The following is a 20200-nucleotide window of genomic DNA, read 5'->3' on the forward strand; positions in this document are numbered from 1 at the left end:
CTTATCGTTTCCCGCATACGCCGTGGCAACAGCCTTCCGTCTTCAGTGGAGGCATGCACCGCAGCGCGAATCCACCTCTGGCGATCAAGGCGCGTGTCCTCGCGTCCCTCACCCGGCTCGTCGCCGTGTCGCTGGTCCCGGTCGCCTTCTGCCGCGCACCGGGCCGCGCCCGCTTCACGGCCTGCCAATGGGCCCTGGCCCTGCGCTTCCCGGCCGAGGACCTGCGCGGGCTGGCGCCGCAGACGCTCGCGGCGTTCACCCACGCGCGGGCCGAGGCGTTCTGGCGCGACAAGCAGCTGATCGGCCTCACCTCCGGATACCGCGACCCGGCGGAGCAGCACCGGATCTTCGCCGCGGAGGTGGCGCGCACCGGCTCGGTGGCCGCCGCGCGGCTCCGGGTGCTGCCGCCGGAGGAGTCCGGCCATGTGCGGGGGCTCGCCCTCGACGTCCGCCCCACCGAGGGCGCGCTGTGGCTCGAACGGCACGGCTGGCGGTACGGCCTCTACCGCATCTACGACAACGAGTGGTGGCACTTCGAGTACCGCACGGTCGCGCCCGTCCGGCTGCCGAGCCCGGCCGCCGCGCGGTGGCCGCGCCGCACCCACGGCGACGAGCCCTGGCGCCGCGCGCCGCGTCCCGACGGCGGCCGCCCACCGTACATGAACGCGACCGCGGGACCGGCGGCGTGAAAGGGAGTGTCGGAATGATCAGGGAGCACCGGGTGAACGGGGAGCGGCGGATGGCGCGGCGGGTCGCGGTGATCGGCGGCGGGGAGAACGCCGAGCACGAGGTGTCGCTGGCCACGGCGGCGGGGATCGCGGGGGCGCTCCGCCGCGGCGGGTTCGACGTCGACGAGCTGACCATCGACCGCGACGGGACGTGGCGGCGCGGCACGGAGGTGCTCGGGGCGCGGGCCGCCGGCTCGGTGGCGGCGGCGCTGGGCCTGATGGAGCGCGCCGACGCCGTCTTCCCCGCGGTCCACGGCCCGTGCGGCGAGGACGGGACGCTGGCGGCGCTGTGCGCGCTGGCCCACACGCCGATGGTGGGCTCGGGCCTGCGCGCCGGCGCGGTCGGCATGGACAAGTGGACGACCAAGCTCGTCGCCGACGCCGTCGGGATCCGCACCGCCCCCGCCCGGCTGGTGGACGCGGCGGACATCGCGGACATCGAGTTCGAGGTCCCCGTGGTGGTCAAGCCTGCCTCGGCCGGGTCGAGCCACGGCGTCGCCCTGGCCCGCGACGCGGCCGGCCTCCGCGAGGCGCTGCGCGAGGCGGCCCGCTACGACGACCGGATCCTGGTCGAGCGCCTCGTCGCGGGCCGGGAGATCGATCTGGCCGTGCTGCGGGAGGCGGGCGGCCGCCGCTGGGCGGCGCCGCCGCTGGAGATCCACACCGACGGGCTGTTCGACACCGAGACCAAGTACGACGGCTCCGCCCGCTTCTCCGTGCCCGCCGAGATCTCCGACGCGGAGCGGGAGGCCCTGACCGGCGCGGCGGTACGGATGTTCGACGCCCTCGGCTGCGCGGGCCTCGCCCGCGTCGACTTCTTCCTCACCGACCAGGGGCCCGTGCTCAACGAGATCAACACGATGCCGGGGATGACCGCCGAGTCCCAGGTGCCGAGGATGTTCGCCGCCGCCGGGCTGTCCTACGAGGAGCTGGTCGCGCGCATGGTCGACGCCGCGACCGTGCCCAGCCCTGCGCACCCGGTCCTGAGCGTGTGAGGCGGCGGGGCGTCCCCGGGACGCCCCGCCTCGTACCTGTACGCCCCGTCCCAGGACCCGTCTCAGGACATGAGCGCGTCGGTGCGCTTCACGACCTCGCGGCAGAAGGCGCCGACCCCGTCGGGGTCGTCGGTGAACTGGGACGGCTTGATGCAGAACGTCGTGAACCCCTGCGCGACCTGCTCGGGGATGCTCTCCAGCGCCGGTGCGAGCGGCGAGACCGAGTGGTCGTCGGGGAACACCGGGCGGCAGCCGCCGATCCGCTCCAGGTCGGCGAGGTCGCGCCCGGCGGCCGACATCGCGGCGGAGAGCGTCTCCAGCTCCTCCGGCGTCGGACGGCCCAGCGGGTGGAAGCCGTGGGCGTACTTCACGATCCGGTCCAGGAGCCTCGGGTGCAGGTGCTGGCCGCCGAACCACATGCGCGGCCCGTCCGGGCGGTAGGCGCGCGGCTCGAAGTAGACATCCTCGAAGGAGAAGTGCTCGCCGCTGTAGGAGACGGGGGAGCCGCGCCAGAGCAGGTCCCAGATCTCCAGCTGCTCGTCGAGGATGGCGCCGCGCTTGGTGAAGGGGACCTGCATCGCCGCGTACTCGTCCCGGCTCCAGCTCACCGTCGGCTGGACGACGAGCCGCCCCTCCGACAGCAGGTCGAGCGTGCCGATGTCGCGGGCGAGCGCGAGCGGGTGCCTGAGCGGGGCGAGGATCGCGGCGGCGGCCAGCCGGATCCGGGTGGTGACCGAGGCGATGGCGCCGAGCAGCATCAGCGAGCCGGGCCAGGGCGTGAACGGGTCCTGGTTGCCGGGCAGCGCGTACTCGCGCGGGTTGCCCATCACGCCGTCCGCGCCCGCGTCCGGGCCGAGGACGACGTGCTCGCTGACCATCACGGCGTCGAACCCCGCGTCCTCGGCCTCCCGCGCCCAGCGGACGAGCGTGGGCAGGTCACGGCCGGTGGTCAGCGTCCAGTTCTCGCTCAGCACGAGTACGAAGCGTGGCGTCATCCGGTCATCGTACGGGCCCAAACGATCGCCGGGCAAGGCTCTCCGGCGGCCGTCCTCAGGAGCGGGGGCGGCGGCCCGAGCGGCGCGGCGGGGGCGGCGGGGAGTCGGCCCGCAGCGCCGCCCGCCGCTCGTCGCCCTCCTCCTCCAGGTGCTCGACGACCGACCGGAGCGTCTGCGCGAGCGCCCGGTTCTCCTCCCCGTCCAGCCGCTCGACCACGAACGCCTCCTCGGCGTTGAAGGCCGGGAACAGCGTCCGCATGAGGTCCTGCCCCTTGTCGGTCAGCCGCAGCAGGACGAGCCGCCCGTCGCGCGCGTGCGCGCCGCGCTCGATCAGCCCGCGCCCCTCCAGCGTCTTCACGACCCCCGTGAGCGTCCCCTTGGAGATGCCCGCCTCCTCGGCGACGTGGCGGGTCTCCATCTCCTCCCAGATCCACACCACCCAGAGCACGACGAACGAGGTCCAGGTGAGGTCGGCGCCGCGCAGCACCGAACTCTCGAAGTGCTGCCGGATCGCGGCGGCCGCGCGGTAGATGTTGGAGACCGCCATCATCGCGTCGTGGCGCAGGGGCACGTCGCCGAGCCGCCGCTGGATCGCCTGCTCGGTCTCTTGCAGTGTGTGATGCCCGGTCACGTACGTCCTCCCCTGGAGCCCTGCGTAGTCGAATACTCGCGGGCCGAAAGGTGAATCTACTCTTGTCCGTCATTGTTCGGGCCCGTACGATCTCCCGCAATCCGCATCTCGTGCGGGCCCAAACGAATATTCCCCGAGGGTCCGCACCGGCACTGGAGCTGCCCATGGCGATCCCGGAAGCCGCGCCCCCCTCGTCCCCGTCGCCCCCCTCGTCCGGCGCGTCCGGACGGCGCCGCATCGGCGTCCCCGAGATCGTATTCTTCGTCGTCGCCGCGTCCGCCCCGCTGACCGTCGCCGCCGGCGGCCTGCCGACCTCCTTCGCCGTCACCGGGGTGACCGGAATCCCGCTGCTGTACGTCGTGCTGGCGGTGCTGCTCACCGTTTTCACCGGCGGCTACGCGGCGATGAGCCGCTCGGTCGCGAACGCGGGCGCGTTCTACGCCTACGTGACCCACGGCCTCGGGCGCGTCGCCGGCGTCGGCGCCGCGTTCGTGGCCCTCGTCTCCTACAACACCATGCAGATCGGCCTGTACGGCCTGTTCGGCTTCACCACCGCCGACTTCCTCAGGACCAGGACCGACCTCGACCCGCCCTGGTGGGCGGTCGCGCTCGCCGGGGTCGCGGTGGTCGCGGTCCTCGGCTTCCGCCGCGTCGATCTCAACGCCCGCGTCCTCGGCGTGTTGCTCGCGGTCGAGTTCCTGACCGTCCTTGTGTTCGACGCCGCCCAACTCGCGGACGCGCCGGACGGCGTGTCGGCCGCCCCGCTCGGCCTCGACGCCGCCACCACCGGCGCGACCGGGGCCGCGTTCTGCTTCGCGATGGCGAGCTTCATGGGCTTCGAGGCCGCCGCCCTCTACAGCGAGGAGTGCCGCGACCCGCGCCGGACCGTCGGCCGCGCCACCTACGTCGCCGTCGCCGTGATCGGCGTGTTCTACGCGTTCACCGCGTGGGCGATGACCGTGGGGACCGGCTCGTCCCAGATCATCGCGCGGGCGCGGAAGGACGGGCCCGCGCTCGTGTTCGTCCTGGCCGAGGAGCACGTCGGCGGGCTCTTCTCCGACCTCGCGCAGATCTTCCTGATCACGAGCCTGTTCGCGGCGCTGCTGTCGTTCCACAACGCCGTCGCGCGCTACTTCTTCTCACTCGGACGCGAGGGCGTGCTGCCGTCCCCGCTCAGCCGCACCCACGCCCGGCACGGGTCCCCGCACGTCGGCTCGGCGACCCAGACCGCCCTGGCGGCAGGGGTGGTCGCGGTGTTCGCGCTCGCGGGCGAGGACCCGGTGCTGAGCCTGTTCAACTGGTTCACCAACCTCGGCGCCCTCGGCGTGATCGCGCTGCTGGCCCTCACCTCGGCCTCGGTGGTCGGCTACTTCGCGCGCGACCACCGGGGCGAGAACACCTGGAACCGCCTCGCGGCGCCCGCGCTGGCCTTCCTCGGCCTGGGCGCCGTCTTCGTCGTCAGCCTGCTCAACTTCGACGCGCTGCTCGGCGCCGAGAAGGGCTCGCCGCTCACCTGGGTGCTGCCGGGGCTGATCTTCGTCGCCGCCGCGCTGGGCGCGGCGTTCGCCGCGTACCTGCGCGCCGCCCGCCCCGACGCCTACGCCCGCATCGGCGCGGGAGCCTAGGCGAGGCGGCGGCCGCCGTTCCAGACCACGCCGACCTGGCGGTAGTAGGCGCCGATGACCTCCTCCACCGCGAGGTCGGTCAGCTCCTCGGTGGGGGAGTCGAACAGGCGGAGGTCGGCCTCGCCCCTCCAGGCGGGGCCGGCCTCGAACGACGCGGCGCCCGACTCGACCAGCTCGTCCAGCGCGGGCGGCTGACCGGGCTCGATCGAGGGCAGGAAGCGGTGGTGCGCCATCGGGTGCCCGTTGACGAACCCGTTGGTCTCCGACGGCTCGCGCAGCGTTACGACGGCCTCGGCGAGGCGGCGGTCGGCGGCGGCGAGCGTCGCGCCGAACCGGCCGCCGGCGGCGATGCGGGGCGCGCCCTGCCCGTAGGGGTGGGGGCGGGTCTGGTGGATCGAGCCGAGCTTCTTCGGGTAGCCCTGGTGCAGGCCGCGCCCGATGGCGAAGTCCTTGTCGACCCAGATGTAGACGCAGCGGGAGTACGTCCGGCCCTCGAACGAGCAGCGGACCACGACGAAGCACTCCTTGTACTGCGCCCGGACGGGGTCGAGCAGCTCCTCGCCGGACTCCGAGCACGACTGCCAGTCGGCCCAGATGATCGCGACGGCGCCCGGGTCCTCGGGGGCCGGGGACAGGGGCGCGGGCAGCAGCGCGGCGACGCGGGCCGGGTCGGTGCGGTACTCGACGGTGAGCAGGTCGCCCGAGTAGTGCCACGGCGGGTTCGGGATCAGCGACGACCGGCCTGTCGCGGTCTTCGGGAACAGGAAACCTCGGACGGATGCCACCGCGCTCCTCCTGGAATGTCGTTTGGGTCCGTACGATAGGCCCTGCGGTGCGGTTTCGCCACCCGGCCACTGGTGATCAGTACCCGTGGCCAGGGAGTCTTGTCACAGACCCCGGGCCGCCATATGGTTTGAGCCCAAACGAAAGCCCGTCGAGAGGGAGAGCCCGGCGTGAGTCGACAGGACCCCGCAGCAGACCGCGACGTCCACCAGGTGGTGGAACGGCTCACCGCGCACGGCGTCGACGTCGTCCGCGTCTCCTTCACCGACCTGATCGGCGTCGAACGCGCGCGGGACGTGCTCGTGGAGCGGCTGCCGTCGGTGATGGAGCACGGCCTGTCGTTCTGCCGGGCGATCTACCACACGACCCCCCGGGGCGACACGGTCGAGGTCGCGGGCGGGCTCGACGCGGGCCTGCCGGACATCTGCATCCGCCCCGACCTGTCGACGCTGGTGACCGTGCCGTGGGAGGAGGGCGTCGCGTCCTGCCTGGGCGACGCCTTCGAGCCGGACGGCGCCGAGCCCGCCGCCGAGGCGCCGCGCGAGGTGCTGCGCCGCGCCATCGACAAGATCGCCGAACTCGGGCTCGACCCGGTCGTCGGGCCCGAGCTGGAGTACTACGTCTGCGAGCCCGACCCCTCCGCGCCGTCCGGCTGGCGCCGCTACAGCGACGCGCCCGGGAACGTCTACACCGCCGGACGCAAGGGCGACACCGGCGGGCACCTGCTGCGCACCCTGCGCCACCTGCGCGACCTCGGGCTCGGCGTCACGATGGGCAACCACGAGTTCGGCGGCGGCCAGTTCGAGATCAACCTCGACCACTCCGCCGCGCTGGACGCCGCCGACCGCGCGTTCCGGTTCAAGGCCGCCGTCCAGGAGCTCGCGCGGGCCGACGGCCTGCTCGCCACGTTCATGGCCAAGCCGTTCAACGACGAGGGCGGCTCCGGCTTCCACGTCCACCTGTCGTGCCTGGACGCCGAGGGCCGCAACCTCTTCCAGGGCGAGGGCCCCGACGGCCTGTCCGAGACCGCGCACCAGGCCATCGCGGGCGTCCTGGAGCACGCGCCCGCGCTCGCCGCGCTGTTCAACCCGACGATCAACTCCTACAAGCGGTTCGGCCCCGACTCGCTCGCGCCCTGGCTGATCGACTGGGGCCTGGACAACCGCAGCGCGATGGTGCGGATCCCGCCCGAGCGCGGCGCCGCGTCCCGCCTGGAGGTCCGCCTCGGGGACGCCTCCGCCAACCCCTACCTCGGCATCGCGGGCCTGCTCGCCGCCGTCTACCTGGGCGTCCGCGACAAGCTCAGCGCGCCCGCGCCGCTCGAAGGCTACGGCTACGACGCCACCAAGGCCCCCGTCCTGCCCGGCGACCTGCCGACCGCGCTGGACGCCCTCGCCGCCGACACCGCCCTGGTCGAGGTGCTCGGCGAGGAGTTCGTCTCGGCGTTCCTCACCTACAAGCGCGACGAGGTCGCCCGCTTCCACCGCCATGTGACCGACTGGGAGTTCGGCGAGTACGCCTACCACCTGTGACCCCCGGACAAGGAGCCCCCCGTTGCCGATCGACACCTTCGTCGACCTCGCCGACCCCGACCACTTCCTGGACGACGAGACCCCCTGGCGGATGTTCGAGACGCTGCGCCGCTCCGCGCCCGTCCACTGGAACCCCGAGGAGGACGGCGGCGGCTTCTGGTCGCTGACCCGGCACGCCGACATCGTCGCCGCCGACCGCGACCAGGCCACCTTCACCTCGGAGAGGTTCGTCAACCTCGAAGAGGTGGACGAGCGGCAGGCCGCGATCCGCCGCTCGATGCTGGAGACCGACGGCCCCCGCCACCTGGCGCTCCGCCGGATCCTGTCCCGCGAGTTCACCCCCCGCGCCGTCGCCGGCTACGAGACGTTCCTGCGCGGCCTCACCGCCCGCACCCTCGACAGGGCGCTGGCCAAGGGCACCTTCGACTTCGTCGCGGAGGTCGCGGCCGACTTCCCGATCAACGTCCTGGCCCGCATGCTGGACGTCCCGGACGACGACACCCAGCGCCTCATCGACTGGGGCAACCGGATCATCGCCAACACCGACCCCGACTACGCCGACGTCCTGCTGCACAGCGCCGAGAGCGAGCGCTACCGCGACCTGCCCTTCCGCAGCCCCGCGTCGCTGGAGGTCTTCGAGTACGGCCGCGAGCTGGCCGCCCGGCGCCGCGGCGGCGCGGCCACCGACCTCGTCAGCCGCCTGGTCAACCAGGCCCCGATCGACGGCGAGCCCCTCTCGGCCCGCGACTTCGACAACTACTTCCTGCTGCTGGTCGTCGCGGGCAACGAGACCACCCGGCACGCCATCACCCACACCATGCGCGCGCTGATCGACCACCCCGACCAGGCGGACCTGCTGCGCGCCGACCTCGCCCGGATGCCCACCGCCGTGGAGGAGTTCCTCCGCTGGTCCTCGCCCGTCTACCACTTCCGCCGCACCGCGACCCGCGACACCGAGGTGAACGGCACCGCGATCCGCGAGGGCGACAAGGTCGTCCTGTGGTTCGCCTCCGGCAACCGCGACGAGGACGTCTTCGCGGACGCCGGCCGGTTCGACGTCACCCGCACCCCGAACGACCACATCACGTTCGGGAAGGGCGGCCCGCACTACTGCATGGGCGCCGCGCTGGCCCGCCTGGAGATGCGCGTGATGTTCGAGGAGCTGCTGCCCCGCCTGGCCGGCATCAGCCTCGCGGGGGACGTCCGCCGCGTCCGCTCCAACTTCGTGAACGGCATCAAGGAGATGCCGGTGACCGTGACCCTCGCCTGAACAGACGAAAGCGGGGCCCTGTATAGGGCCCCGCGTCCGGCGTTTCAGAGGGGGAGGCCGGTGAAGATCAGGACCTTCTCCTCCGTGTAGTCGGCCATGGCGGAGCGGAGGCCCTCGCGGCCCACGCCCGAGTCCTTGACGCCGCCGTAGGGCATCTGGTCGGCGCGGTAGGACGGCACGTCGCCGATGACGACGCCGCCGACCTCCAGCTCGCGGTGGGCGCGGAACGCGATGTCGAGGCTCCGGGTGAACACGCCCGCCTGGAGGCCGAACTTGGAGTCGTTGACCAGCGCGAACGCCTCGTCGACACCGTCCACGGGCTGGACGACCATGACCGGGCCGAAGATCTCCTCGCGCGACACCTTGGCGTCGGCGGGGACGTCGGTGAGGACGGTCGGCGCGTAGGCCGCGCCCTCGCGGGTGCCGCCGGCCAGGATCTTCGCCCCGGCGGCGACGGCCTCGTCCACCCAGGACTCGACGCGCTCGGCGGCGTCCTGGCTGACCAGCGGGCCGACCTGGGTCTTGTCGTCCCACGGGTCGCCGGTGACCAGGCCGCCGACGGTCTCGACCAGCTTCGGCAGGAACGCCTCGTAGACGGAGCGGTCCACGTAGACGCGCTGGACGGCGATGCAGCTCTGCCCGGCCTGGTAGTTGGAGAACAGGCCGATCCGCTTGGCGGCCCAGTCGAGGTCGGCGTCGGGCAGGACGACCGCCGCGCCGTTGCCGCCGAGTTCGAGCGTGACGTGCTTGCGGGGCACCTGGTCGTTGATCGCCCAGCCGACGGGCACCGAGCCGGTGAACGACACGATCGGCAGGCGCGGGTCGTCCACGAGCGCGGCGGCGCGGTCGTTCGGGACGGTCAGGACGGAGAACATCCCGGCGGGCAGGTCGGTCTCGGCGAGCAGCTCGCCGAGCAGGAGCGCCGACAGCGGCGTCGCGGGGGCGGGCTTCAGCACGATCGGCGTGCCCACCGCGATCGCCGGGGCGATCTTGTGCGCGGCCAGGTTGAGCGGGAAGTTGAACGGGGAGATGCCGAGCACCGGGCCCTTGGGGACGCGGGTGATGTAGGCCATCCGCCCCTCGGCCGCGGGGTCGGTGTCGAGCCGCTGGGTGGTGGCGCTGAACCGGCGGGTCTCCTCGGCCGCGAACCGGAACGTGGAGACCGCGCGGGCCACCTCGCCGCGCGCCCACAGCAGCGGCTTGCCGTTCTCGGCGGTGATCAGCCGGGCGACCTCGTCGGCGCGCTCGGCGAGCCGCGCCGACACGTGCGCGAGGGCCTCGGCGCGGACGTGCAGGGGCAGCGCCGCCGCCTCGGCGCGGACCGCGTCGGCCGCCGCCAGCGCCTCCTCCACCTGCTCCGGCGTCGGCACGGCGACGGTCCCGACCACCCGGCCGTCGTAGGGGTGCGTCACGGTCAGCTCGCCGGCACCGGTCTCGGCCCGGCCGGCCAGCCAGAATGGGGTCACGTTCATGCGCTCACGCTATCTCCGGCGGGCCGGAACGCGAGGCTCCAGGATGTCCAATCCGGTCGTCCTCGCTGGACGCCACGGCCAGCGCGATCCACAGCTCAGCGCGGACGGCCGGGTCGTCGGGGTCGCGGTCGAGGAGCTCGGCGGCCTTGCGCATCCGCGCCCGCAGCGTGTGCCGGTGGACGCCGAGCGCCCGCGCCGCCGCCTCGCCCTGCCCGTTCGCCGCGACGTAGGCCCGCAGCGTCTCCACCAGGCCCTCCGCGCGCAGCGGCGCGAGCAGGCCGGTTGCGAAGCCGCGGGCCGCGCCGGGGTCGAGCAGGCCGAGCAGCCCCTGGCCGGGGAGGTCGGCGTAGCGGAGCACGGGCCTTCCGTGGCGCCGGGCCGCGCTCCGCGCCTCCTCCGCCTGCTGGAGGGCGGTCTCCAGCTCGCCGCCCCGCGCGGTCGCCATGGTGACCGGGTCGCTCACCCCGACCGGGCCGGTGACGGCCGGGGGGCTTGAGGTCGGCGCGGTCGAGGCCGGTGGCGCCGACACCGGCGGGGCTGACGCCGGTGGGGGCGGGGCCAAGAGCGAGGTGACGGTGTCGGTCAGGTCGTCGGGGACGATGACGGCGGTCCGGCGGCCGGGGCCCGGCAGCGGGACGGCCAGGCAGCGCTCGCCGGACGGGTCGGAGTCCAGCGCGTCCAGGACGGGGCCCGCGCACGCCAGCACGCGGACGGGCCCGCGCGGCACGGCCGGGCCCGCCGGGGGCAGCCCGAGCAGCAGCGCGCCGAGCGCCGCCCGGGTCTCGCGGCCCGTGCGCGGCGCCTCGGACTGGAGGGTCAGCAGCGCGACGGCCGCGCCCACGATCGTGTGCGCGACATGGGGGAGGGGCGCCTCGGTGCCCACCGCGAGGAAGCCGCGCGGCCTGCCGCTCAGCCCGACCCGTTGCAGGACGATGTTCTCACCCGGCACCGACAGCGCGACGCTCGCCAGCGCGCCGTCGGCGGGGCGGGCGTTCGGGCCGCGCAGCCGCGCCAGGTCGGCGGCCAGGGCCCCGGCGCGGTCGCGGGCGGCGGCGGGCTCGGCGTGCCGGACGGCGCCGGACGGGTCGAGCAGCAGCGCCCAGCCGTCGAGCAGCCGCGCGAGGCGGGCGACGAGGGGGCCGGGCCCGGCGAGCGCGGCGCGGGTCAGCTCGCGCTGGGCCCCGAAGGCGCGGGTGACGTCCTCGTACCACTCGGCCGCCAGCATGCGGGACACGGCCTTGCCGACCGCGATGAACGGGGTCGGGCGCGGCACCTCCAGCAGCACGAGGCCGCGGTCGCGGGCGGCGGCGAGCAGCTCGGGCGGGACCTCGGCGTGGATCACCCCGACCGCGAAGCCGAGCCCGGCGACACCGCGCCCGACCAGCCGGTCGACGTAGCGGGCGGCGCCCGCCGGGGTCAGCCGCATGCCGGTGGTGAGCACCAGCTCGCCGCCCTCCAGGAAGGGCGTCGGGTCCTCCAGCTCGCTGACCGCGACCCAGACGACCGGAGTGTCGGGGACGCGCGGGCCGGTGAGCACCCGCAGGCCGAGCTGCGGCAGCGCGGCCACGGCGGCGAGGGTGGGCGGCATCGCGGTTCCTTAGTCCGGCGGTTCTGTGCAGGGTGTCCATCCGGGCGGGCGGATTTCGCCGTCCCGTACGGTTCATCGTAGGCGCGGTCCGGCTTATGTTCGCGCCATGACCAGCCAGGATTCCGGCGGTTCGAGCCGCCTGCCGCAGGAGCGCCGCGTCGTGACCGAGATCCCGGGGCCGCGCTCCCGGGAGTTGCAGGAGCGCCGCGCCGCGGCGGTGCCGCCGGGGGTCGGCAGCGTCCTGCCGGTCTACGTGACGGACGCGGGCGGCGGCGTGGTCGTCGACGCGGACGGCAACAGCCTGATCGACTTCGGCTCGGGCATCGCGGTGACCGGCGTCGGCAACGCCAACCCGCGCGTCGCCGAGCGGGTCAAGGCGCAGGCGGACCGGTTCACGCACACGTGCTTCATGGTCGCGCCCTACGAGTCCTACGTGCGGGTCTGCGAGAACCTCAACCGGATCACGCCCGGCGACCACGAGAAGCGGTCGTTCCTGGTCAACAGCGGCGCGGAGGCGGTGGAGAACGCCGTCAAGATCGCGCGGTACGCGACCGGGCGGCAGGCCGTGGTGGTGTTCGACCACGGCTACCACGGCCGGACGCTGCTGACGATGACGCTGACCGCCAAGAGCATGCCCTACAAGCACGGGTTCGGCCCGTACGCGCCCGAGGTGTACAGGATGCCGCTGGCGTACCCGTTCCGGTGGCCGTCCGGGCCGGAGAACTGCGGCCCGGAGGCGGCGGCGCAGGCGATCGACCAGATCTCCAAGCAGATCGGCGCGCGGAGCGTGGCGGCGGTCGTGGTGGAGCCGATCCAGGGCGAGGGCGGGTTCATCGAGCCCGCGCCCGGGTTCCTGCCCGCGATCGCGGAGTTCTGCCGGGCCAACGGCATCGTGTTCGTCGCCGACGAGGTGCAGACCGGGTTCGCGCGGACGGGCGACCTGTTCGCCTGCGAGCACGAGGGGATCGTCCCCGACCTCGTCGTGACGGCGAAGGGCATCGCGGGTGGGCTGCCGCTGGCGGGCGTCACCGGCCGCGCCGAGATCATGGACAGCGTGCACGGCGGCGGCCTCGGCGGCACCTACGGCGGCAACCCGCTGGCCTGCGAGGCGGCGCTGGCCGTCCTGGAGGAGATCGAGGAGGGCAAGCTCACCGAGCGGGCCCGCCGGATCGGCGAGGTCATGCTGCCCCGGCTCCGCGCGCTGGCGGGACGGTACGGCGCGATCGGCGACGTGCGCGGGCGCGGCGCGATGGTGGCGATCGAACTCGTCCGGGGGGGCACCAAGGAGCCCGACCCGGCGCTCACCGCCGAGATCGCCCGCCGCTGCCACGCGAAGGGGCTGCTCGTGCTCACGGCCGGGACGTACGGGAACGTCCTGAGGTTCCTGCCGCCGCTCGTCATCCCGGAGCACCTGCTGCTGGAGGGCCTCGACGTCCTTGAGGAGGCGTTCGCGGGCTGACCTGCGCAAACGCCGGCCACCGGCCCCCGGTAGGGGGACCGGTGGCCTTATGCTGCCCAGTGGGAAGTGAAGTGCGTCACTCTGTTATAGGTTCGTGATTGACCGTTCATCGTTTGGCCCCATACGTTCGCCATACGTTTGGGCCCAAATTAAGGAGCAGGGGCGCACATGAACCACTCCCCGGACCTGGTGCTACTGGACGGCGAGGTCCTCACGGCCGACGCGCGGTTCTCGGTGGCGCAGGCTGTGGCCATCACCGGCGGGAAGATCACAGCGGTCGGTTCGACCGAGGACGTACGCGCGCTGGCCGGCCCCCGCACCCAGGTCGTCGACCTGCGCGGGCGCACGGCCCTGCCCGGCATCAACGACTCGCACCTGCACGGCTGCGCGTTCGGCGTCAACCGCCCGCCGCTCGCCCTGGACGTGGCGCACCCGGCGGTCCTCTCGATCGCCGACATCGTCGCCACCGTGAAGGAGGCGGCGTCCCGCACCCCCGAGGGCGAGTGGATCCGCGGGAACGGCTGGGACCCCGGCTACCTGACCGAGTGCCTCGACGGCGGGCGGATGCCGAACCGCACCGACCTCGACGCGGTCGCCCCGTCCCACCCCGTGTACCTCCAGGACTTCAGCGGCCACCTCACCTGGGCCAACACGCGGGCGCTGGAACTCGCCGGGATCACCGCCGACAGCGAGTCGCCGGAGGGCGGCCGCATCCACGTGGACGGCGCCGGCAACCCGACCGGCCTGCTCGCCGAGGGCGCGCAGGACCTCCTCCAGCGGCACCTGCCGGCCTACACCCGCGCCCAGATCGAGCAGGCGATCCGCGAGGCGGTGGGCGCCCTCCAGCGGGAGGGGATCACCAGCTACACCGAGCCGGGCCTCGGCCCGGGCGGCAAGAGCCTGTTCGCGGGCGCCGCGAGCCAGCTCACCCTGGACGTCTACGGCGACCTCGCCCGCGCCGGCGACCTCGGCGCGCGCGTCAGCGTCCTGCTGCTGCTGACCGGGATGAGCGGCTCGGCCGCCGAGATCGCCGAGGGGCTCGCGAACGCGAAGACCCCGCAGGACGTCGACCCGCGCATCCTCAACGTCATCGGCGTGAAGCTGTTCGCCGACGGCATCCCGCCCAACGAGACCGCGTGGATGCGCGACCAGTACCCCGGCGGCGACTTCGGCTGCCTGTGCGTGCACGGCGCCGCCGACGCGCTGCGCACCCGCGAGCTGAACGAGATGATCCGGCTCGCGCACGTCGCCGGCCACCAGCTCGGCGTGCACGTCACCGGGGACCGCGCCATCGACGCCGTCGTGGACGCCTTCGAGGCCGCGCAGGCCGAGCACCCCCGCGACGACCCGCGCCACTACGTGATCCACGCCGACCTGCTCGGGCCGCAGAGCATGCGCAAGCTCGCCCGGCACGGCTTCGGCGCGAACATGAACCCGGCGATCAAATGGATGATCGTTGACATGCTGGAGGAGCAGCTCGGCCATGAGCGGGCGGCCTACCAGTATCCCGTCCGATCGGCGATCGAGGCCGGTATCCCGGTCACCGCCAGCTCGGACGCGCCCGTCGCCTCGCCCAACTGGCGGCAGGGCGTGGCGGCGATGCTGCTGCGCGAGTCCAAGGCCAGCGGCCGGACGTTCGGCCCCGAGCAGCGCGTCGGGCTGCCGGAGGCCGTCCGCGCCTACACCGTGAACGCCGCCTGGCAGGACTTCGCCGAGGACTGGAAGGGCACCCTCGAACCCGGCAAGGCCGCCGACGTCACCGTCCTGGACGGGACGCTCACCGCCCTCGACCCCCACGACCTCCCGGACGTCCCCGTCGCCCTGACCGTCTTCGACGGCGGGATCGTCCACAGCACCGAAGGTCTCTGACATGCGAATCGCACCTCTCCTCGCCGCGGCCGTCCTGGTCGCGCCCCTGGCGGCATGCGCGGACGACAGCTCCGGCTCCGCCTCCGGGCCCATCAACATCGGCTCGGTCTCGACGCTGAGCGGCCCGGTCACCTTTCCCGAGGCGTCCCAGGCCGCCCGCGCCGTGTTCGACGACGTCAACGCGAACGGCGGCATCAACGGCCGCAAGATCGCCTACACCGCCGCCGACGACAAGGGCGACCCGGCCAGCGCCGCGCTCGCCGCCCGCGACGTCATCCAGAACAAGAAGGCCGTCGCGCTCGCGGGCGGCGCGAGCCTCGTCGACTGCCAGGTCAACGGCCCGCTCTACAAGCGCAACAAGATCACCGACGTGCGCGGCATCGGGGTGGACCCCGGCTGCTTCACCTCGCCGAACATCTCGCCGGTCAACACCGGCCCGTTCTTCGGCTCGACCGTGACGCTGTACTACGCGTCCGAGAAGCTGAAGCTGAACAAGATCTGCGCGTTCTTCTCCATCATCGGCAGCACCGCGAACGCCTACCGCGAGGGCGTCGACCGCTGGTCCAAGATCACCGGTAAGAAGCTGCTGGTCAACGACCTGAGCCTGTCGGCCTCCACCACCGACTTCACCCCCTACGTGCTGCGCGCCCGCAGCGCCGGCTGCGAGGCCGTGCTGTTCAACGGCGTCGAGCCGATGTCGATCGGCTGGGTCAAGGCCGCGCAGGCGCAGAAGATCAACAACATCAAGTGGCTGTTCCTCGCCTCCACCTACACGGTCGAGGCGTCCAAGGCCCTCGGCCCGGCCGGCAAGAACGTCGTGGCGCTGTCGGAGTTCGAGCCCTACACCGACGAGCAGTCCGCCGCGAACAAGGACTGGCGGGCGACGATGACCAAGCACAAGGTGCCCCTCACCGCGTTCGCGCAGGGCGGCTACCTCGCGGCCCAGCACCTGGTCACGGTGCTGCGCTCGATCAAGGGCGACATCACCCGCGAGAAGGTCACCAAGGCGATGGAGGACCTCAAGCCGCTGCCCTCGGGCATGACGGGCATGCCGTTCGCGTTCGGCACCGGCGACGCGCACGCCTCCAACCTCGCCGCCAAGTTCGTGAAGCCGGACGCGAAGGGCGGTTGGAGCGTCCTGACGCCCGAGTGGGTCAAGCTGCCCAATGCTTGAGGGAGCGATCGCCGGACTCGCCGGCGGCGGCGCCTACGCCGCACTCGGGCTCTGCCTCACGCTCATGTTCCGCCTGGTCAGGGTCGTCAACTTCGCCCAGGTCGCGATCGGCGTGATCGGGGTCTACACGATGGCGATCGCCTCCGAGCACGGCTGGCCCTACGGGGCCGCCGCGCTCGCGGGGCTGCTCGCCGCGACGCTGGTCGCCGCCGTGCTCGGCTGGGTGATGGGCAAGTGGTTCGGGGAGGCGGGCGCCGACCAGCGCTCGGCGATCTCCATCGCGTTCCTCGTCGGCCTGCTCGCCGTCTCCTACCTGGTGTTCGGCACCGACCCGCGCCGGATGCCCGGCAAGTTCGGCGGCTCGCTGTTCACCGTGGACGGCATCACGGTCACGCAGGCGGCGGCCGTCTGCGCGGTCGGCTCGGTGGTGGTCGCGGGCGCGGCGTGGCTCGTCCTCACCCGGACGGTCCTCGGGCTGCGGCTGCGGGCGCTGTCGGAGCGGCCGACGACCGCCGAGCTGCACGCGATCCCCTCCCGCCGCCTCGGCGTCGGGATGTGGGCGGTCACCGGGCTGCTCGCGGCGGCCGTGCTGCTGGTCGTCGCGCCGCAGCAGACCAGTGACCAGACGTCGCTGGCGCTGATGGTGATCCCGGCGGGCGCCGCGGCGCTGGTCGGCGGCTTCACCAGCCTCGGCCGGACGGTCGCGGGCGGCCTCGGGCTCGGCGCGCTCCAGGGCGCGCTGGCCCACGTCACCGAGTTGCAGCAGTACCGCGACACGGTGCCGTTCCTGGCGATCCTCGCCATCTTGATCTGGTCCCAGAGGCGGGAGGTGTGGGATGCGGCTCGCTGACAAGCAGGCCAACCCGGCCGCGTCGGTGCTCGGCCCGCTCGCCCAGCCGGCCGTCGCGCTGCTGGTCATCGCGGTCGCGGCGGCGGTCGTCCCGCAGTACTGGCTGTTCCTCGCGACGTCGGTGCTGGTGTCGGCGGTCGCGCTGCTCGGCCTCGGCATCGTCGGACGCGCCGGGATGAACTCGCTGTGCCAACTCGCGTTCGCGGCGGTCGGCGCGTGGACGGTCGCCCAGCTCAACGTCTGGCAGGCGCCGGGCGGGCTGATCGTCTGGACGATCGCGGGCGGTGTCGCCGCGATGCCGTTCGGCGTGCTGATCGGGCTTCCGGCGCTGCGGCTGCGGGGCGTCCACCTCGCGGTCGTCACGCTCGGGTTCGCGGCGGCCGCCGACGTGGTGATCGCGGCGGTCAACTTCCCCGGCGTGGAGACGTTCGAGCAGGTCGAGCGGCCGATGTTCATCGCCACCGACCGGCAGTACTTCGTCTACGCGGGCGTGCTGTTCGTCGTCGCCGCGATCGGCGTCGAGTGGCTCGGCCGCACCCGGATGGGCGCCGCGTGGCGCGCCGTCCGGTTCTCCGAGCGCGCGACCGCCGCGTCCGGGACGAGCGTCGCCCGCGCCAAGCTGTCGGCGTTCGCGCTGAGCGCGTTCGGCGCGGGCCTGGCGGGCGGGCTGCTCGCCGGGCAGGTCGGCATGATCACGGCGCAGAACTTCACCACGATCAGCTCGCTGGCGCTGTTCGTCGTCGCCGTCATGGCGGGCAGCGAGTACGTGGGCGGCGCGCTGTTCGGCGGCGTCCTGATCGCGTTCGTGCCGGAGATCTTCCGCCGCGCCGGGATCAACCAGGACTGGGCGAACGTGCTGTTCGGCGTCGGCGCCGTCCAGGCGCTCTCGCAGGGCAGCAGCGTCAGCGAGGGGCTGGCCCGCAGGCTGCGGGCGCGCAGACCCGCGCGCGTCCCCGAACCCCGGCCGTCGCAGGACGTCGGCGCGCCGCCGCTGGGGACCAGGCCGCTGCTGGAGGTCGAGGGCCTCGGCGTCCGGTTCGGGCAGGTCGTCGCGCTGGAGAACGTGGACCTCGTCGTCCCCGAGGGCACCGTCATGGGGCTGATCGGGCCGAACGGCGCGGGCAAGTCCACGCTCACCGACGCGCTGTCGGGGTTCCTCACGTCCGCGACGGGGTCGGTCACGCTCGACGGCCGCAAGCTGGACGGGATGCCCGTGCACCGCCGCGCCGCCGCCGGGCTGCGCCGCACCTTCCAGCAGGACCGCGTCCCGACCGGCCTCACCGTCGGCGCCTACCTGCGCTTCGCCGCGCACCGCTCGGTCACCCGGGAGGAACTGGAGGAGGTCCGCACGTTCCTCGGCTGCCCGGCCCTGAACGCGCACGTCTTCGACCTGGACGTCGGCAGCCGCCGCCTGCTGGAGGTGGCCGCCGCGCTGCTGGCCCGGCCGAAGCTGATCATCCTGGACGAGCCCGCCGCCGGCCTCGCGCACGCCGAGTCGCTCGCGCTCGCCGACCGGCTCGTGGAGGTGCCCGCCCGGTTCGGCGCGTCCGTGCTGCTGATCGAGCATGACCTCGACATGGTCCGGCGGGCCTGCGCGAGCGTCGTCGTCCTCGACTTCGGCTCGGTCATCGCCTCGGGACCGCCCGCCGAGGTGCTCGCCAGGCCCGAGGTCGCCCGCGCCTACCTGGGAGACGAGGTGGCACTCACGTGAAGGAACTGAAGCTGGAGGACGTCGCGGTCGCGCGCGGCGCCGCACCGATCGTCCGCGACGTGACGCTCACCGTGCCCGCCGGGGAGGTGACCGTCCTGCTCGGCCCGAACGGCGCCGGGAAGACGACGCTGCTGGAGGCGGTGGCGGGCGTGCTGCCGATCGCCTCGGGCCGGCTGACCGGCGACGGCGACGACCTCGCCGGGCTCGACCGGGTCGCGCGGGCCCGGCGCGGCATCGCGCTCGTCGAGCAGGGCCGGACGGTGTTCACCCAGCTCACCGTCGCCGAGAACCTGCGGGTCGTGCGGCGCGGCGGCGGCCCGGACCGGACCGCCGAGCTGTTCCCCGAGCTGGACAAGCGGATGGACGTCCCGGCCGGGCTGCTGTCGGGCGGCGAGCAGCAGATGGTCGTGCTCGCCCGCGCGCTCGCGATGTCGCCGTCGGTGCTGCTGATCGACGAGATGTCGCTCGGCCTCGCCCCGGTGATCGTGAAGCGGCTGCTGCCCGCCGTCCGGCAGCTCGCCGACGAGGGCGTCGCGGTGCTGCTCGTCGAGCAGTTCGCGACGCTCGCGCTGGAGATCGCCGACACCGCGCACGTGCTGGCGGGCGGCCGGGTCACCCACAGCGGCCCGGCGGCCCCGCTGCGCAAGTCGCCGGAGCTCCTGCACGCCGCCTACCTGGGCGAACCTGGCCGAGTCGATGAAGAGGGAGCGTGAGATGGGACGGGTGCTGATCGTCACCGGCGGCGGCAGCGGGATCGGGGCGGCCGTCGCGCGCGGCGCCGCCGCGGACGACCACGTGGTGATCTGCGGGCGCCGCAAGGAGGCGCTGGAGCGGGTCGCGGCCGACAGCGGCGCCGAGCCGCGGGTCTGCGACGTCGCCTCCCCGGGCGCGGTCGCCGAGCTGGTCGAGGACGTCGTCGCCGCGCACGGACGGCTGGACGGCGTCGTCGCCAACGCGGGCGCGCTGCGCAACGGCGCCGTGCTCGACCTCTCGCCGCAGGACTGGCAGCTCACCATCGACACCAACCTGACGTCGGTGTTCCTGCTGGCCAAGGCCGCGCTGCCGCACCTGATCGAGGCGCGCGGGTCGCTGGTCGCGGTCTCCTCGGTGGCGGCGCTGCGGGTCCCGACGGGCGTCGCCGCGTATGCGACGTCCAAGGCGGGGCTGACCATGCTCACCCAGACGATCGCGGCGGACTACGGGCCGCGCGGCGTCCGCGCGAACGTGGTGTGCCCCGGCTGGATCCGCACCGAGATGTCCGACCGGGAGATGGAGGAGTTCGGCGCGCCGCACGGCATCGGGCGCGAGGAAGCCTACGAGGAGGTCACCCGGCTCGTCCCGCAGCGCAGGGCGGGCACGCCCGAGGAGGCCGCGGCGGCGGTGCTGTGGCTGCTCGGGCCCGAGGCGTCCTACGTCAACGGCGCCGTGCTGAGCGTCGACGGCGGCACCGCGCTCCCCGACCCGGGCACGGTGCCGTTCGAGTTCCAGATCCGTCCGCGTTAGCCCCGGGCTAGGCGG

General features: G+C 73.7%; 17 protein-coding genes. 12 read left to right on the forward strand and 5 right to left on the reverse strand.

Going from position 1 to position 20200, the window contains the following annotated elements:
* Positions 1-53 precede the first annotated feature (53 nt).
* The gene (locus KLI87_RS35365; RefSeq protein ID WP_156217945.1) at positions 54-689 is read left to right on the forward strand and encodes a M15 family metallopeptidase; all 636 of its coding nucleotides are present in this window, start codon (positions 54-56) and stop codon (positions 687-689) included.
* A 14-nt stretch (positions 690-703) separates the two neighbouring features.
* The gene (locus KLI87_RS35370) at positions 704-1723 is read left to right on the forward strand and encodes a D-alanine--D-alanine ligase family protein (protein WP_214620505.1); all 1020 of its coding nucleotides are present in this window, start codon (positions 704-706) and stop codon (positions 1721-1723) included.
* A gap of 62 nt (positions 1724-1785) precedes the next feature.
* On the opposite strand, the gene KLI87_RS35375 is transcribed toward KLI87_RS35370, so the two are convergent.
* Both KLI87_RS35375 and KLI87_RS35380 read right to left on the reverse strand, forming a co-directional pair.
* Entirely contained in the window at positions 1786-2718 is a 933-nt protein-coding gene (locus KLI87_RS35375) for a TIGR03619 family F420-dependent LLM class oxidoreductase (protein ID WP_156217946.1), read from the reverse strand.
* Positions 2719-2773: 55 nt separating this feature from the next.
* Complete coding sequence (locus KLI87_RS35380; protein ID WP_214620506.1) at positions 2774-3349, reverse strand: MarR family winged helix-turn-helix transcriptional regulator; 576 nt, start codon at positions 3347-3349, stop codon at positions 2774-2776.
* 164 nt (positions 3350-3513) lie between these two features.
* On the opposite strand from KLI87_RS35380, the gene KLI87_RS35385 reads away from it, so the two are divergent.
* Positions 3514-4974, forward strand: coding sequence for an APC family permease (locus tag KLI87_RS35385; RefSeq protein WP_214620507.1), 1461 nt, complete (start codon positions 3514-3516; stop codon positions 4972-4974).
* On the opposite strand, the gene KLI87_RS35390 is transcribed toward KLI87_RS35385, so the two are convergent.
* On the reverse strand, positions 4971-5759 hold the full coding sequence (locus KLI87_RS35390) for an acetoacetate decarboxylase family protein (protein ID WP_214620508.1): 789 nt from the start codon (positions 5757-5759) through the stop codon (positions 4971-4973). The two genes, KLI87_RS35385 and KLI87_RS35390, sit on opposite strands and share 4 nt — an antisense overlap.
* Before the next feature lie 168 nt (positions 5760-5927).
* Between KLI87_RS35390 and KLI87_RS35395 the strand changes: the two genes are divergently transcribed.
* A complete protein-coding gene (locus tag KLI87_RS35395) occupies positions 5928-7289 on the forward strand; it encodes a glutamine synthetase family protein (protein WP_214620509.1) in 1362 nt (453 codons plus the stop codon).
* Between the two features lie 22 nt (positions 7290-7311).
* Positions 7312-8559: a cytochrome P450 gene (locus KLI87_RS35400; RefSeq protein WP_214620510.1), complete on the forward strand. Its 1248-nt coding sequence runs from the start codon at positions 7312-7314 to the stop codon at positions 8557-8559.
* Positions 8560-8603: 44 nt separating this feature from the next.
* On the opposite strand, the gene KLI87_RS35405 is transcribed toward KLI87_RS35400, so the two are convergent.
* Together KLI87_RS35405 and KLI87_RS35410 are read right to left on the reverse strand one after the other, a co-directional pair.
* Complete coding sequence (locus KLI87_RS35405) at positions 8604-10031, reverse strand: aldehyde dehydrogenase family protein (protein WP_156217949.1); 1428 nt, start codon at positions 10029-10031, stop codon at positions 8604-8606.
* A gap of 4 nt (positions 10032-10035) precedes the next feature.
* Positions 10036-11619 (reverse strand): PucR family transcriptional regulator, encoded by a 1584-nt coding sequence (locus KLI87_RS35410; RefSeq protein WP_214620511.1) that lies wholly within the window; start codon positions 11617-11619, stop codon positions 10036-10038.
* Between the two features lie 106 nt (positions 11620-11725).
* On the opposite strand from KLI87_RS35410, the gene gabT reads away from it, so the two are divergent.
* The 7 genes from gabT to KLI87_RS35445 all read left to right on the forward strand — a co-directional run bounded on the left by gabT (position 11726) and on the right by KLI87_RS35445 (position 20185).
* Positions 11726-13078: a 4-aminobutyrate--2-oxoglutarate transaminase gene (gene gabT, locus KLI87_RS35415; protein WP_214620512.1), complete on the forward strand. Its 1353-nt coding sequence runs from the start codon at positions 11726-11728 to the stop codon at positions 13076-13078.
* 168 nt (positions 13079-13246) lie between these two features.
* Positions 13247-14947: an amidohydrolase gene (locus KLI87_RS35420; protein ID WP_156217952.1), complete on the forward strand. Its 1701-nt coding sequence runs from the start codon at positions 13247-13249 to the stop codon at positions 14945-14947.
* A gap of 1 nt (position 14948) precedes the next feature.
* The gene (locus tag KLI87_RS35425; RefSeq protein ID WP_156217953.1) at positions 14949-16121 is read left to right on the forward strand and encodes an ABC transporter substrate-binding protein; all 1173 of its coding nucleotides are present in this window, start codon (positions 14949-14951) and stop codon (positions 16119-16121) included.
* Positions 16114-16971: a branched-chain amino acid ABC transporter permease gene (locus KLI87_RS35430; RefSeq protein WP_156217954.1), complete on the forward strand. Its 858-nt coding sequence runs from the start codon at positions 16114-16116 to the stop codon at positions 16969-16971. The genes KLI87_RS35425 and KLI87_RS35430 overlap by 8 nt, the downstream gene beginning before the upstream one ends.
* On the forward strand, positions 16958-18682 hold the full coding sequence (locus tag KLI87_RS35435) for an ATP-binding cassette domain-containing protein (protein ID WP_156217955.1): 1725 nt from the start codon (positions 16958-16960) through the stop codon (positions 18680-18682). The genes KLI87_RS35430 and KLI87_RS35435 overlap by 14 nt, the downstream gene beginning before the upstream one ends.
* Positions 18679-19395, forward strand: coding sequence for an ABC transporter ATP-binding protein (locus KLI87_RS35440; RefSeq protein WP_308166454.1), 717 nt, complete (start codon positions 18679-18681; stop codon positions 19393-19395). Before KLI87_RS35435 ends, KLI87_RS35440 begins: the two co-directional genes overlap by 4 nt.
* 1 nt (position 19396) lies before the next feature.
* Positions 19397-20185: an SDR family NAD(P)-dependent oxidoreductase gene (locus KLI87_RS35445; RefSeq protein ID WP_156217956.1), complete on the forward strand. Its 789-nt coding sequence runs from the start codon at positions 19397-19399 to the stop codon at positions 20183-20185.
* Positions 20186-20200: the final 15 nt, after the last annotated feature.

It is taken from the genome of Actinomadura sp. NEAU-AAG7, from assembly GCF_018603865.1.
Lineage (GTDB): Bacteria > Actinomycetota > Actinomycetes > Streptosporangiales > Streptosporangiaceae > Spirillospora > Spirillospora litoris.

What these genes read in the sequence shown, in the direction of transcription:
- KLI87_RS35420 (WP_156217952.1), top strand. Translation starts at nt 13,247, where the DNA reads ATGAACCACTCCCCGGACCTGGTGCTACTGGACGGCGAGGTCCTCACG.
- KLI87_RS35435 (WP_156217955.1), top strand. Translation starts at nt 16,958, where the DNA reads ATGCGGCTCGCTGACAAGCAGGCCAACCCGGCCGCGTCGGTGCTCGGC.
- KLI87_RS35430 (WP_156217954.1), top strand. Translation starts at nt 16,114, where the DNA reads ATGCTTGAGGGAGCGATCGCCGGACTCGCCGGCGGCGGCGCCTACGCC.
- KLI87_RS35445 (WP_156217956.1), top strand. Translation starts at nt 19,397, where the DNA reads ATGGGACGGGTGCTGATCGTCACCGGCGGCGGCAGCGGGATCGGGGCG.
- KLI87_RS35370 (WP_214620505.1), top strand. Translation starts at nt 704, where the DNA reads ATGATCAGGGAGCACCGGGTGAACGGGGAGCGGCGGATGGCGCGGCGG.
- KLI87_RS35410 (WP_214620511.1), bottom strand. Translation starts at nt 11,619, where the DNA reads ATGCCGCCCACCCTCGCCGCCGTGGCCGCGCTGCCGCAGCTCGGCCTG.
- KLI87_RS35385 (WP_214620507.1), top strand. Translation starts at nt 3,514, where the DNA reads ATGGCGATCCCGGAAGCCGCGCCCCCCTCGTCCCCGTCGCCCCCCTCG.
- KLI87_RS35375 (WP_156217946.1), bottom strand. Translation starts at nt 2,718, where the DNA reads ATGACGCCACGCTTCGTACTCGTGCTGAGCGAGAACTGGACGCTGACC.
- KLI87_RS35365 (WP_156217945.1), top strand. Translation starts at nt 54, where the DNA reads ATGCACCGCAGCGCGAATCCACCTCTGGCGATCAAGGCGCGTGTCCTC.
- KLI87_RS35405 (WP_156217949.1), bottom strand. Translation starts at nt 10,031, where the DNA reads ATGAACGTGACCCCATTCTGGCTGGCCGGCCGGGCCGAGACCGGTGCC.
- gabT (WP_214620512.1), top strand. Translation starts at nt 11,726, where the DNA reads ATGACCAGCCAGGATTCCGGCGGTTCGAGCCGCCTGCCGCAGGAGCGC.
- KLI87_RS35425 (WP_156217953.1), top strand. Translation starts at nt 14,949, where the DNA reads ATGCGAATCGCACCTCTCCTCGCCGCGGCCGTCCTGGTCGCGCCCCTG.